The organism is Pseudomonas sp. FP2335 (assembly GCF_030687535.1).
Classification (GTDB): domain Bacteria; phylum Pseudomonadota; class Gammaproteobacteria; order Pseudomonadales; family Pseudomonadaceae; genus Aquipseudomonas.
This window is the reverse complement of sequence record NZ_CP117437.1, coordinates 1,612,677-1,626,195: the sequence shown is the minus strand read 5'-3', so window position 1 is coordinate 1,626,195 and position 13,519 is coordinate 1,612,677. Positions and strand designations below refer to the sequence as shown.

Sequence of the window (13,519 nt, the reverse complement as noted above, 5' to 3'; positions counted from 1 at the left end):
AGAAAATGACCCCTTCACTGCGTAAATTGGCCCTCGCCGCCGGCTGCATGCTGTTCGCCGGCCAACTGCTGGCCGCCGAAGAACCCAAGCGCCCGGAATGCATCGCCCCGGCCTCCCCCGGCGGTGGTTTCGACCTGACCTGCAAACTGGCGCAAAGCGCGCTGGTCAACGAGAAGTTGCTGAGCAAGCCGATGCGCGTGACCTACATGCCCGGCGGCGTCGGCGCGGTGGCCTACAACGCGGTGGTCGCGCAGCGCCCTGCGGATGCCGGCACCCTGGTGGCCTGGTCCAGCGGTTCGCTGCTGAACCTGGCGCAGGGCAAGTTCGGCCGTTTCGATGAAAGCGCCGTACGTTGGCTGGCAGCGGTCGGCACCAGCTACGGTGCCATCGCAGTGAAAAACGATTCGCCCTACAAGACCCTCGACGATCTGGTCAAAGCCCTGAAGAAAGATCCGGGCAGCGTCGTCATCGGTTCCGGCGGCACCGTCGGCAGCCAGGACTGGATGCAAACCGCCCTGATCGCCAAGGCCGCCGGGATCAACCCGCGTGAGCTGCGCTACGTGGCCCTCGAAGGCGGCGGTGAAATCGCCACCGCCCTGCTCGGCGGTCACATCCAGGTGGGCAGTACCGACATCTCCGACTCCATGCCACACATCCTCAGCGGTGACATGCGCCTGCTGGCGGTGTTCTCCGAAGAGCGCCTGGACGAGCCGGAAATGAAGAACATTCCGACGGCCAAAGAGCAAGGCTACGACATCGTCTGGCCAGTGGTGCGCGGTTTCTACCTCGGGCCAAAAGTCAGCGATGCCGACTACGCCTGGTGGAAAGATGCGTTCGACAAACTGCTGGCCTCCGACGAGTTCGCCAAGCTGCGTGACCAGCGCGAGCTGTTCCCGTTCGCCATGACCGGCCCGGAGCTGGACACCTACGTGAAGAAACAGGTGGCTGACTACAAAGTGCTGGCCAAAGAGTTTGGCTTGATCCAGTAAATGCCCTCTGTGGGAGCGCGCTTGCCCGCGAAAAACGTCAACGATGACGCGTGCGGCCTGGATACACGCGGCGCCCTTGCATTCTTCGCGAGCCACTGCGCTCCCACAAAAGCGGCCTAGGAGTTTCCTATGCTTTTACAACGCATTTTCGCCAGCGTGATGCTGCTGGTCTGTGCCGGTCTTGCGCTGATGGCGTGGCCGTACCAGGCCGCATTTTCCTACGAGCCGGTCGGGCCGCGTGCCTACCCGCTGCTGATGCTCGGGCTGATGAGCCTGGGCCTGATCTACATGATCATCCGCCCACAGCCGACCAAACACACGGAAGAAGAACCGGCGCTGGACCGCGAGACCCTGATCAAGATCGGCATCTGCGTGGCGCTGCTCATCGTGTTCGCCGCCACCTTCGAGCCCCTGGGTTTCATCCTCAGCAGCATGCTGATCGGCATCCCCATGGCGCGCCTGTATGGCGGCCGCTGGTTGCCGAGCGTGGTGATCGTCAGCCTGATGGCCGTGGGCCTCTATCTGCTGTTCGATAAAGCCATGGATGTTCCGCTGCCCCTCGGCCTGCTCGACGTTCTGGAGAACTGATATGGATACTTTCAGCTATTTGGGCCAGGGCTTCGGCGTTGCACTGTCCCCGTACAACCTGGTGACCGCGCTGTGCGGCACCTTGATCGGCACCGTAGTCGGCCTGTTGCCGGGCCTGGGTCCGATCAACGGCGTGGCCTTGCTGATCCCGATTGCATTCGCCCTGGGCTTGCCGCCGGAGTCGGCGTTGATCCTGCTGGCGGCCGTGTACCTGGGCTGCGAATACGGCGGCCGGATCAGTTCGATCCTGCTGAACATTCCGGGCGAAGCCTCCACCGTAATGACCACCCTCGACGGTTACCCGATGGCCCGCAAAGGCCTGGCCGGTGTAGCGCTGTCGTTGTCGGCGTGGAGTTCGTTCATCGGCGCGTTCATCGCCACCTGCGGCATGGTGCTGTTTGCACCGTTGCTGGCCAAATGGGCGATTGCCTTCGGTCCGGCGGAATATTTCGTACTGATGGTGTTCGCGATTGTCTGCCTCGGCGGCATGGCCGGTGACAAACCGTTGAAGACCTTTGTTGCAGCGCTGATCGGCCTGTTCCTGTCGGCGGTGGGCATCGACGCCAACAGCGGTGTGTACCGCTTTACCGGCGACAACATCCACCTCACCGACGGCATCCAGTTTGTGGTGTTGGTGCTGGGTCTGTTCTCCATCAGCGAGATCCTGTTGCTGCTGGAAAAAACCCACCGTGGCCAGGAAGCCGTGAAAGCCACCGGACGGATGATGTTCAACCTGAAGGAAGCATCCGCTGTCTTCTTGGTGAATATCCGTTGTGGCCTGCTGGGCTTCATCATGGGCGTGCTGCCTGGCGCTGGCGCAACATTGGCCTCGGCGGTTGCCTACATGACCGAGAAACGCATGGCCGGTGCCAGCGGCAAATTCGGCCAGGGCGACATGCGCGGCCTCGCCGCCCCGGAAACCGCGATCGGCGCATCCGCCTGCGGTGCCCTGGTGCCGATGCTGACCCTCGGCGTACCCGGTTCGGGCACCACGGCGGTGATGATCGGCGCATTGTCGCTGTACAACATCACGCCCGGCCCGCTGCTGTTCCAACAGCAACCGGACATCGTCTGGGGCCTGATCGCCTCGTTGTTTATCGCCAACATCATGCTGGTGATCCTCAACATCCCAATGATCCGCATCTTCACGCGCATCCTCGCCGTGCCGAACTGGGCGCTGGTACCGGTGATCGCGATCATCACCGCGATCGGTGTGTACGCCGTTCACGCCACCACCTTCGACCTGTTCCTGATGGTCGGCATCGGCATCTTCGGCTACATCCTGCGCAAGCTCGACTTCCCGCTGTCGCCAGTCCTGCTGGGCTTTATCCTCGGCGGCTTGATGGAGCAGAACCTGCGCCGGGCGCTGTCGATTTCCAACGGTGCGCTGGACATCCTCTGGTCGAGCCCGATCACCTTTGGTGTGTGGGTGCTGACCGCGCTGATGCTGGCTTTACCGCTGGTACGGATCTATCGCAAACGTGCCCTGCAGCGTCGTGCCGTGGCCGATGTCTGAAGTCACCTTTAAACATTGGTGGGGAACACCGCTGGTCGGCCTGGCCGGCGGTTACCTGGCCAGCCTTGTCGGCTGGCCCTTGCCGTATATGGTCGGCTCGTTGCTGGCGATCATCCTGGTGCGCTGCCTCACGCCGTGGCAGTTGGCGGAGATTCCCGGCGGGCGCAAATGCGGCCAATGGGTGGTAGGGATTGGCATCGGGCTGCACTTCACGCCGTTGGTGATTGAGCAGGTGCTGAGCCATTTCGGGCTGATCTTCTTCGGCGCGCTGATCACCAGCCTTTCCAGCGTTGTCGGCGTCTGGTTGATGCGGCGCAGCGGTGAAGACCGCGCCACCGCATTTTTCTCCAGCATGCCGGGCGGTTCCGGGGAGATGGTCAACCTCGGCGCACGCAATGGTGCGGTGCTCAGCCGGGTCGCGGCGGGGCAAAGCCTGCGGGTGCTGGTGGTGGTGCTGTGCGTGCCGGCGATCTTCAAGTATGTGCTGGAAGGCGGCGCGCCACAGTTTCATCCGGCGCCGGTGAGTTGGCCGTGGCTGTTCGCGTTGTTTGCGCTTGGCGCATTGGTGGCCTGGGGTTGGCAGCGTTTGCGTCAGCCAAACCCATGGTTGTTCGGGCCGTTGCTGGTGAGTGCGACCGCCAGCGTCGTATGGGATCTGCATATCGGCCTGCCCGATGGCGGCAGCCAGATCGGCCAGTGGTTGATCGGCAGCGGTTTGGGTTGCCACTTCAATCGTCAGTTCTTTCGCCGGGCGCCGTCGTTCATGGGCCGTACCCTTATTGGTACGGCGTTGACCATGGCCTTGGCGACGTTGGCTGCGGTGGGATTGAGTGCGTTGACCCATCTGGATCTACGCTCGCTGACCTTGGGCATGATGCCCGGCGGCATTGCCGAGATGAGCCTCACGGCCGAGACCCTGCAACTGTCGGTGCCGTTGGTGACGGCGATGCAGGTAATGCGCTTGTTGTTCGTGTTGTTTTTGGCAGAGCCGCTGTTTCGTCACTGGAACCGCCAAACCTGATCTGCCATCGAACAGTGGCCTCTCAGGGGCCACTGCCATTCATCTGAACTGTCAATTTTCACAGCTAGCCGAACGCTCTCGTAACGAAGATCAATGGTGTGTACCTGACCATTGAGAATTGTGATCATGCATACCTCGTCCGAAGATCAAAAAAACGATAACGAACCGGCTGCAATCATCAGAACGGTCCCCGTTCCAGGCTCTCCCAATCGCCTTGTGCTCAATAGTGATGGATCGCGCCTCTACGTCGCCAGTGCAACACTTCCACACGGCATCACTGTTATCGATACCGCAAGCTTGAGCATTATCACCACGATCACCAATATAGGATCGCCCATCTGGCTCGCCATGAACCCAACGGCCCCTCGCCTTTATGCCAGCGACAACAGTCAGGCAAGCGATACGCCTATCACTGTGATCGACACCTCGACCAACACGCTCATCAATCAAATCAGGGGGTTCACCACCGTCCGGGGCATTGCATTGAATTCGACCGGTGCGCGCCTGTACGTCGCGGACCAAGGCGCTTCGCAAGTGGTGGCGATCGATACCAGCACCCATCAGCGAATCGCTGCGACTGCCGTGCGCCATCCCAGAGACATTTGTGTGGCGCCCGGCAACGCGCGCTCACATGTCGCCTCGACCCTCGATGACTGGACCAGCATCAACCTGGGAACCAACCGGGTCGTGTTCCAAACCAGCACGATTGCTGGAGAGCCCACCAGCATTGTGCATGCACGCTTCGCCGCTCGCGTGTACATCACCTACCGGGATCGTGGCGAGGTGTATATCGGGGATACCACCACCGCTCAGGCAAGCTCGACTCTCAGCGGGTTGCTCGGCCCTTTCCAGATCGCTTTTCACACGATGCTGGAGCGAGCCTACCTCACCGAAACCGATGGCAACCGAGTCAGTATCATCAATACCCTTACCCAAACCGTGATTGGCACGATCCCTGGCTTCGACAAGCCGCGCGGCATCGTTGTAGCGCCCAGCGGCCGATTGGCATACGTCGCCAATATCGGCAGTTCAACAGTGGCAGAAGTCCGCTTGTAAGGCACAGCTGCCGACATTAAAGCGACGGCAACCGCCACTCAATCGGCGTTTCGCCATTCTGCTCAAGAAACTTGTTGGTGCGGCTGAAATGCCCGCACCCCAAAAACCCGCGATACGCCGACAACGGCGACGGATGCACTGACGTCAGTACCAGGTGCTTGGTCGCATCAATCAACTTCTGCTTGCCCTGGGCATGGGCGCCCCACAGTAAAAACACCAAGTGCGGCTGATGCGCGCTGACCACTTCGATAATCCGATCAGTAAAAAACTGCCAGCCCTTGCCCGCATGCGCGTTGGCGTTGGCACGCTCCACGGTCATGGTGGTGTTGAGCAGCAGCACACCCTGATCCGCCCAGCTTTGCAGGCAACCGTGGTTGGGGATGTCGATGTTCAGGTCGCGCTTGAGCTCTTTGTAGATATTGAGCAGCGACGGCGGCGTGGGTATGCCCGGTTGCACCGAGAAGCACAGGCCGTGGGCCTGGCCGGGGCCGTGGTACGGGTCCTGGCCGAGGATCACCACCTTGACCTTGTCCAGCGGCGTCGAGTTGAGCGCGTTGAAGATCAGCGGGCCTGGCGGGTAGATCTCTTTGCCGGCCGCATGTTCCTCGCGCAGGAACTCGCGCAACTGGCTCATATATGGTTGCTCGAACTCATCACGCAGGGCGTGCTTCCAGGTGGGTTCGAGTTTGATACGGTCGCCTTCGGTCATGATGCAATGGTCTTGTAAAAAAGAATGAGGCGAACCCTAGGAAAGCCGACCCCGCTTGTCAATTGATCTGACACACCACCGGCACTTTCCTACGAAACGATCATACTAATCCTCTATCTTCCTGAATGAGGTCACGATGAACCTGCACTTCGAAGAGCTGACCGGCAGCGACGGTGCCCGCATCGGTATCGCCAGCCTGGACGCCGAAAAATCCCTCAACGCCCTCTCCCTGCCGATGATCCTGGCCCTGGGCGAACGCCTGGACAGTTGGGCGAAAGACCCGAATATCGTGTGCGTGCTACTGCGCGGCAATGGGCCCAAGGCATTTTGCGCCGGTGGCGAAGTGCGCAGCCTCGCGATGGAGTGCCGCGAACAACCCGGCGTGGTGCCGGCGCTGGCCGCGCAGTTTTTTGCCGCGGAGTATCGCCTCGACTATCACCTGCACACGTACCCGAAACCGCTGATCTGCTGGGGCCACGGCTATGTGCTGGGTGGCGGCATGGGCCTGCTGCAAAGTGCGTCGGTGCGCATCGTTACGCCAAGCAGCCGCCTGGCAATGCCGGAGATCAGTATCGGCCTGTACCCGGATGTGGGCGCCAGTTGGTTCTTGTCGCGCATGCCGGGCAAACTCGGCCTGTTCCTCGGCCTGACCGGCGCGCATATCAACGGTCGCGATGCCTTGGACCTGGGCCTGGCCGACCGCTTCCTGCGCGACGACCAGCAGGACGAATTGATCGAAGGCCTGCTGCAACTGAACTGGCAGGAACAAACGTCGATACAACTCAACAGCCTGCTCAGGGCGCTGGCCCAGGAAGCCGTCAGCCAGCAACCCGAAGCGCAGTGGTTGCCGCGCCGGACGCAGATCGACGCCTGGCTGGACGTGGGTGATGTACGCGGAGCCTGGCGCGCCTTGAACCAGTTGCGCGAGCACGACGACCCGCTGTTCAGCCGTGCCGGCAAGACCTTGAGCGAAGGCTGCCCACTCACGGCGCACCTGGTGTGGGAACAACTGCGCCGAGCCCGTCACCTGTCCCTGGCCCAGGTGTTTCAGATGGAATACACCTTGAGCCTCAACTGCTGCCGTCACCCGGAGTTCAGCGAAGGCGTGCGTGCGCGCTTGATCGACAAGGATCAGACGCCGCACTGGCATTGGCCGGACATCAACAGCCTGCCGGACGCGGTCGTACAGGCTCACTTCCACAAGGTGTGGGAAGGTCGCCACCCGCTGGCGGATTTGTCCGAATACTGAGTATTTCGCGCAAAAAAAAGCGGCGCTTCCTGCGCCGCTTGCCTTCAAGTCCTGTCAGCGGTGACCGCCGCGGCCGCCGCCATGGTCGGAACCGCGACCACGTCCATCATGCCCGCCATGATCGCCACGATCACCCCAGCCCTGGTTCGGATAGGGCCGGTAACCGGCACGCGGGCCGTAGTAACGCGGGGCCGGCTGGTAATAGCGCGGCGCCGGGTAGTAGCGCGGTTGCGGCGCGTAATAACGCGGTGCGGGGTAGTAATCACGGCGGTATTGGTAAGCGGTGCCACCCCCGTAGTAATACGCCGGCGCCGGTGACGTATAGACCTCGGATCGATAGTAACTCTGGCCTCCATCGTAGTAGGGCACACAGGCTGAAAGGGTCAGACCGAGTAAAGCGCTGAGCAGCAGTCGTCGATACATGGCGGCCTCCTGGACCGCGAAGGAGCTCCTCCAGCGACGCTGGGGGGCGGCACTCAGCTTTCACCGAATGACGAAATATCTGACAACAAAAACCGAATCTGGTGCGTTTTGGTTACAACTAGACACAACTACACAGGTTGCCGATACACGCCCTTCGCAGCGTACTCACGCATAAGGTTTATCCATCATTGGGCTGTATCGATTCAGTAAATTTATCTGGCCCGAAACTTTGTGGATTGCGATGATGTCACTATGACATCGCACCAGGCCAGGGAGGCTCTAGCGTGCGTCATTCGCCAACTCCCTCGGATTCGAGCCATGAAAATTTCAACCAAGCTTCTCCTTTCATTTCTACTCTGTGCACTGGTCACTCTTGGGGTCGGTACCCTGGGCATCAAAGGCGTGGTCCGACTCGCCACCGCGCTGGAACTGACGTTCTCCAACAATCTGGTTTCGGTCAGCACCACCGCCGCCACCCTCAATGGCCTGGTCGCGCACAACCGCGGTTTGTACCGGCTGATGGATGCCAGCAAAGGCGACGTCTCCCAGCAAGACCGCGACCGCGTGCGCCAGGACATTGCCGCCGAACTCAAGCGCAGCCAGGCCGCCTACGCCACCTACCGCGCGACGCCGCTGGAAGACGACGAACGGGCGGCGGGCGACAAGCTTGACCAGATCTGGCCCACCTATATCAGCAACTCCGAACGCATCATGGCCATGCTCGACAGCGGCCAGCTCGAGCAGGCTCGGGCTCAGCTCAACAGCACCAACAACGAACTGTTCCGCCAGGCACGCGAGCTGATCCGCGTGATCATCGAGTCGAATAACCGCCAGATCAAGGAAGGCGCCGTGGCCGCCGAAGAACTGCGCAGCAGCGCCATGGCCTGGATGATCGGCGGCATCGTGATGGCCTTCCTGATCGCGATCATCATTGGCGTGCTGATCACCCGCCTGATCACCCGCCCTATCGCACAAGCGGTGCAGAGTGCGCAGCGCATTGCTCGTGGCGACCTGACCCACGCCATCCTCACCGAACGCACCGACGAAGCCGGGCAACTGCTGATGGCGCTGTCGGACATGCAAGGTGGCCTGAAAAGCACCCTGCTGGAAATCGCCAATGCCTCCGACCAGTTGGCCTCCGCCGCCGAAGAACTGAGCGCGGTCACCGAAGAAAGCAGCCGTGGGCTGACCCGCCAGAATGACGAAATCCAGCAAGCCGCCACCGCCGTGAACCAGATGACCGCCGCCGTGGACGAAGTGGCCAGCAACGCCGTGTCCACCTCGCAAGCCTCGCGCAAGGCCACCGACGAAGCTGAAGACGGCCGCCAGCAGGTGGCGCAGGCGGTGTCCGGCATGAGCGCGATGGTGGTCGAGATCAACGATTCAACGCAGTCGGTCGCAGACCTCGCCGGCCAGGTGCGGGAAATCGGCAAGGTGATCGACGTGATCCGCGGCATCGCCGACCAGACCAACCTGCTGGCGCTCAATGCGGCCATCGAAGCGGCCCGCGCAGGCGAGCAAGGCCGTGGTTTTGCGGTGGTGGCCGATGAAGTGCGTGCGTTGGCTCATCGCACCCAAACCTCCACGGTCGACATCGAAAAAATGATTGGGGAAGTGCAGGTGGGCGCCGACGACGCGGTGGCCGCGATGAACAAAAGCCTGACCTGGGCCAACAACACCCAGACCCTGGCGCAAAATGCCGGCGAAGCGCTGCAGCGCATCACCGACAGCGTGGCGCTGATCAATGAGCGCAACCTGGTGATCGCCTCCGCCTCCGAGGAGCAAGCCCAGGTCGCCCGTGAAGTCGACCGCAACCTGCTCAACATCCAGGACCTGTCCACCCAGACCGCCGCTGGCGCCCATCAGACCAACGCCTCCAGCCAGGACCTGTCGCGCCTGGCCACATCGTTCAACGTACTGGTCAGCAAGTTCCAGCTGTAAGTAGCCTGCGTCGGGGCAGCGCTGTATCGTGCAAGGCACACCGGGACTCACCGGGACCTTGCACCCTTTCAGCCTGAACCGACCGATGACCACGCCAACCCTCTGCCCCGCCTGCGGCGCCCGCAACGACTGCGCCCTGGCCGACCCTCGCACCGTCGACCAGGCCTGCTGGTGCTACAGCGTCACCATCGACCCGGCGGTGCTCGAAGCGCTGCCCGATGATCTGCGCAACAAAGCCTGCCTGTGCCCGCGCTGTGCCCAGGTGGATGCGCAGCTACGCGGACTTGAGCAGCCGTAATGCGCGTCGATCGTTTCCTCAGCAACCTGCCACGTTTCAATCGCAAGCAAGTGCGTCTGCTGCTGGTTGAACGGCGCGTGACCGTCGACGGCGTTGCAGTCAGCGATCCGCACCATGAAGTGCGCGAATTCAGTCGTGTATGTGTTGATGATGAGGTTCTGCAGGCGGGCAAACCGGCGCGGTATTTCATGCTGCACAAGCCGCAGGGGTGCGTGAGCGCTACAACAGACCCGCAACACCCGACCGTGCTCGACTGGCTCGATGAACCGGACAAGGACGAGCTGCATATCGCCGGGCGCCTGGACTTCAACACCACCGGCCTGATGCTGATCACCAACGACGGCCAGTGGTCACGGCGCCTGACACAACCGCAGACCAAGCTGCCCAAGGTCTACCTTGTCGACACCGAACAGGACATCGGCCCGCAATACGCGCCGACGTTTGCCGCAGGCCTGTACTTTGCGTTCGAAGACCTCACCACCCAACCGGCCGCACTTGAGTTGCTGGGGCCGAGAACGGCGCGGCTGAGCATCGTTGAAGGGCGCTATCACCAGGTGAAACGTATGTTCGGGCATTTCGATAACAAGGTCATCGGCCTGCATCGCGAGCGGATGGGCCCCTTGGTGCTGGATGCAGCCCTGGCGCCGGGCGAGTACCGGGCGCTGACCGACGACGAAATCCGACAGGTTTGACGACCGTTCGGCCGGTGATGGCAAAAAACCGTTTTATAACCTTGCGAGGTGGCAGGTCTGCTGCTTGAATCCAAATCACCAGCCAAATTATGACTGGCGAGTCGCCTATAACTTCCAAGAAACACCTTGCCCCCGCCCGCGCTTGATCTACGGGCCTTCCAGGCAAAACTGCCCGCCATAACAACACCCGTCGGCCAGCCGTCAGCGGATCGACATGGGCGCTCATTTTCCAGGCGTATGCCTACCTGTCACAAAGCTCGTGCAGAGTTACCTGCGCGCCCTACCCGCTTGCCAGGAGTCTTACGACATGAGGCCAGAAATCGCTGTGTTGGATATACAGGGTCAGTATCGGGTTTACACGGAGTTCTATCGCGCGGACGCTGCTGCAAAGACCATCATCATGGTCAATGGCTCCATGGCCACCACGGCATCCTTCGCTCAAACCGTCAAAAGCCTGCACCCGCAATTCAATGTGGTTTTGTACGATCAGCCCTACGCTGGCCATTCCAAAATCCATAACCGTCATGAGCAAATGCTGACAAAGGACGTCGAAGGCCAGATCCTCCTGGAACTCATCGACCACTTCGCCGCCGAACACGTGCTGTCATTCTCCTGGGGCGGCGCCGCCACCCTGGTCGCCCTCGCCCACCGGCCGCGCCGTGTGGAGAAGGCAGTGATCAGCTCGTTCTCACCCGTGATCAACGCGCCCATGCGCGACTACCTTGAACGCGGCGTTGACTACCTCGGCAACCTCGACCGCGACCGCGTCGGCCACCTCGTCAACAACACCATCGGCAAACACCTGCCATCGTTGTTCAAGCGCTTCAACTACAAGCACGTGAGCAGCCTGGCCGAGCATGAATACGGGCAGATGCACTTTCACATCAGCCAGGTGCTCAACAGCGACCGGCTGTGCTACCTCAAGGCAGCCAAGCAGATCGACATTCCAGTGCTGTTCCTGAACGGCGAATGGGACGAATACACCAGCGCCCACGACGCCAAGCTGTTCGGCCAACACGTGGCCAACAGCAGCTTCAGCACCATCCAGGCCACCGGGCACTTCCTGGATATGGAGCACAAGGCAGCGTGCCGGGACAGCCGGGACGCGGTCGTCGGGTTCTTGAAATCAGAGCGGCCAGCCAGCCGATTGCGGTACCACCAAGGCCAGACACAGCATGCATTTGCAATCTGAAATGCGACCCTGTGCAGGAGAACGTCAGTGATTGAACGCAGACTTGCTCCTGCACAGGCTCCGTCCATCGGTTTATCCGACGCACGCAACCTGCACATTTTCCAAAGAAAAACTTCAAATCCCGATGAACATCTGGTACAAAGTCAGCCGCTCTGAGCGGGTATAGTTTAATGGTAGAACAGTAGCTTCCCAAGCTTCCGACGAGGGTTCGATTCCCTCTACCCGCTCCACTTAATTGTTGGTCCAACGTCAGGATGGTTTTGACGGGGGATGCATGAAAAAACCGGCCCTGGTGGCCGGTTTTTTTGTGCCTGAAATAAGGTGATTCGATAAGGGTGGCAGCTGCGCGCGGATAAATGCACCGGGTAGCTTTCGGGATACCGGCGCACTCGAGTGATACCGCGCACAGCTGCCGTCGAACGCCGAGGCTGACGATGCCGCCGTTGGAAAACCATAAATAGCTCACACAGCGAGTACAACCCGCGCCGTTCCGATGGGGGTGTAGGCAACGTCGCAAGATGAACAATCACATCACCGCTCGTCTACCATCCCCCTCTCCACCCACCACGCCAACGGCAACGTCAGCAACAACACTGCCGCCAACACCATCGCCGCCACCGGCGCGCCCAGCGCATCCCCAACGCTGCCAAACACCACGGGCGCCAGCGCCCCGCCGCCGATCGTGCCAGTGTAGAACAGCGCAAACGCCTGCTCCCGCCTGCCCGCACCGGCCAGGTCCGGCACGGCGCCGTACAACACCGAAGATGTGCCGTTGAGCACCAGGCCAAGCAGCGGCAACGTCAGCATCAAACCATTCAGCGGCAGGTACACCGCCGCCATGATCAGCAGCGCGGTGGTGGTTTCCGTCAGCCACACGGTCTTCATCATGCCAATGCGTGCTCCGAGATAACCGCAGAGCAATTTGCCGAACGCGCCACCGACAAACAGCAGGCTCAGGGCTAGGCCGACACCCGCCGTACCTGCGCCTTTGGCTTGCAGCAGGAACGGCAGGAACGTGAGAAAGCCCATGCGTACGGCGCTATCGAGGGTGCCGGTGCAGATCAGTGCGCGCAAGCCGCTGGCGGAGCCGATTCCACTGGAGGGTCTGGCCGTTTTCGTGGTGGCAGGTGCTCGCGACGGCGTAGGAATCAGCCACCACAACAGTCCCGCCGCCACCAAACCCAATAGCCCCAACAAGGTGGCACTGGCGCGCCAGCTGATGACGGTGAGCAGCAGGCCAACCAAGCCGGGGATCAGGGTTTTGCCGATGTCCCCGGAGAAATTGTACTGAGACAGCGCCTGCTTGATCCCACCCCCCTCCTCATAGGCATCGCTGATCATCGACGACGCCAGCGGGTGCTGCGTACTCGCGCCCAGGCCGCCCAATAACAAGGCCAGCAGCAACAGCACCAGCCCGGTGGCTTGCCCAACCATCAAGTAAGCGATACCCGCCAGCGCAGTCCCCCCCACCAGCAATGGTGTGCGCCCCCAGCGTTTGGCGGTACGACTCGCCAGCAGTTGGAACACAGCCATCATCCCGGAATAGGCGCCGCGCAGAAGCCCGATCTGCGCGTAGGACAAGGCGAACTGCGCCTGCCAGATGGGTAGCAGCACATAGATAACGTCGGTCAAGCCATCGTGTACGGCATGGGCGCTGCACCCGGCGATCAACGAACGACGGCGGGCAGAGCATTGGGAAGCGGGTATAACGACGGTGTCGGTCATGGCGTAGGAATCTGCTCAGGCTCAAGGCGCTTGCAGCCGGTCAAGACAGGCGCGACGTCATGAAACCTCTCGTTTTATGTTGTGAGGTCTTTATAGAATGCCCGGCAGGTCTTGAACCAA

13 protein-coding genes and 1 tRNA gene are annotated in these 13,519 nt (G+C 61.3%); 11 read left to right on the top strand and 3 right to left on the bottom strand.

Annotated elements, in window-relative coordinates; translation table 11 throughout:
- Positions 1-5 precede the first annotated feature (5 nt).
- The 5 genes from PSH81_RS07160 (at position 6) to PSH81_RS07140 (ending at position 5,170) form a co-directional block, all read left to right on the top strand.
- A complete protein-coding gene (locus PSH81_RS07160) occupies positions 6-989 on the top strand; it encodes a tripartite tricarboxylate transporter substrate binding protein (protein WP_192299171.1) in 984 nt (327 codons plus the stop codon).
- Between the two features lie 129 nt (positions 990-1,118).
- Positions 1,119-1,577 carry a tripartite tricarboxylate transporter TctB family protein gene (locus PSH81_RS07155; protein WP_192299172.1) on the top strand — a complete coding sequence of 153 codons (459 nt, stop codon included), beginning with the start codon at positions 1,119-1,121 and terminating at the stop codon, positions 1,575-1,577.
- Position 1,578: 1 nt separating this feature from the next.
- Positions 1,579-3,093 carry a tripartite tricarboxylate transporter permease gene (locus tag PSH81_RS07150; RefSeq protein ID WP_192299173.1) on the top strand — a complete coding sequence of 505 codons (1,515 nt, stop codon included), beginning with the start codon at positions 1,579-1,581 and terminating at the stop codon, positions 3,091-3,093.
- The gene (locus PSH81_RS07145; RefSeq protein WP_226455268.1) at positions 3,086-4,114 is read left to right on the top strand and encodes an AbrB family transcriptional regulator; all 1,029 of its coding nucleotides are present in this window, start codon (positions 3,086-3,088) and stop codon (positions 4,112-4,114) included. The genes PSH81_RS07150 and PSH81_RS07145 overlap by 8 nt, the downstream gene beginning before the upstream one ends.
- A gap of 126 nt (positions 4,115-4,240) precedes the next feature.
- A complete protein-coding gene (locus PSH81_RS07140; protein ID WP_305392238.1) occupies positions 4,241-5,170 on the top strand; it encodes a YncE family protein in 930 nt (309 codons plus the stop codon).
- Positions 5,171-5,186: 16 nt separating this feature from the next.
- Here the strand turns inward: PSH81_RS07140 and ung are convergent, their stop codons facing one another.
- Positions 5,187-5,879 (bottom strand): uracil-DNA glycosylase, encoded by a 693-nt coding sequence (gene ung / locus PSH81_RS07135; protein WP_192299176.1) that lies wholly within the window; start codon positions 5,877-5,879, stop codon positions 5,187-5,189.
- Between the two features lie 136 nt (positions 5,880-6,015).
- Here ung and PSH81_RS07130 point away from each other — a divergent pair, with 136 nt between their 5' ends.
- Complete coding sequence (locus tag PSH81_RS07130) at positions 6,016-7,128, top strand: enoyl-CoA hydratase/isomerase family protein (RefSeq protein ID WP_305392237.1); 1,113 nt, start codon at positions 6,016-6,018, stop codon at positions 7,126-7,128.
- Between the two features lie 54 nt (positions 7,129-7,182).
- On the opposite strand, the gene PSH81_RS07125 is transcribed toward PSH81_RS07130, so the two are convergent.
- Entirely contained in the window at positions 7,183-7,551 is a 369-nt protein-coding gene (locus PSH81_RS07125) for a hypothetical protein (RefSeq protein ID WP_226455265.1), read from the bottom strand.
- A 318-nt stretch (positions 7,552-7,869) separates the two neighbouring features.
- Here PSH81_RS07125 and PSH81_RS07120 point away from each other — a divergent pair, with 318 nt between their 5' ends.
- From PSH81_RS07120 to PSH81_RS07100, 5 genes are all read left to right on the top strand, one after another.
- A complete protein-coding gene (locus PSH81_RS07120; protein ID WP_305392236.1) occupies positions 7,870-9,492 on the top strand; it encodes a methyl-accepting chemotaxis protein in 1,623 nt (540 codons plus the stop codon).
- A gap of 85 nt (positions 9,493-9,577) precedes the next feature.
- The gene (locus tag PSH81_RS07115) at positions 9,578-9,790 is read left to right on the top strand and encodes a cysteine-rich CWC family protein (RefSeq protein WP_226455263.1); all 213 of its coding nucleotides are present in this window, start codon (positions 9,578-9,580) and stop codon (positions 9,788-9,790) included.
- The gene (locus tag PSH81_RS07110; RefSeq protein WP_226455262.1) at positions 9,790-10,482 is read left to right on the top strand and encodes a 16S rRNA pseudouridine(516) synthase; all 693 of its coding nucleotides are present in this window, start codon (positions 9,790-9,792) and stop codon (positions 10,480-10,482) included. The genes PSH81_RS07115 and PSH81_RS07110 overlap by 1 nt, the downstream gene beginning before the upstream one ends.
- A gap of 307 nt (positions 10,483-10,789) precedes the next feature.
- Positions 10,790-11,674 carry an alpha/beta fold hydrolase gene (locus PSH81_RS07105; RefSeq protein ID WP_305392235.1) on the top strand — a complete coding sequence of 295 codons (885 nt, stop codon included), beginning with the start codon at positions 10,790-10,792 and terminating at the stop codon, positions 11,672-11,674.
- A 156-nt stretch (positions 11,675-11,830) separates the two neighbouring features.
- Positions 11,831-11,904 (top strand) — tRNA-Gly (locus PSH81_RS07100).
- 301 nt (positions 11,905-12,205) lie between these two features.
- Here the strand turns inward: PSH81_RS07100 and PSH81_RS07095 are convergent.
- Positions 12,206-13,399 (bottom strand): MFS transporter, encoded by a 1,194-nt coding sequence (locus PSH81_RS07095; RefSeq protein ID WP_305392234.1) that lies wholly within the window; start codon positions 13,397-13,399, stop codon positions 12,206-12,208.
- Positions 13,400-13,519 lie beyond the last annotated feature (120 nt).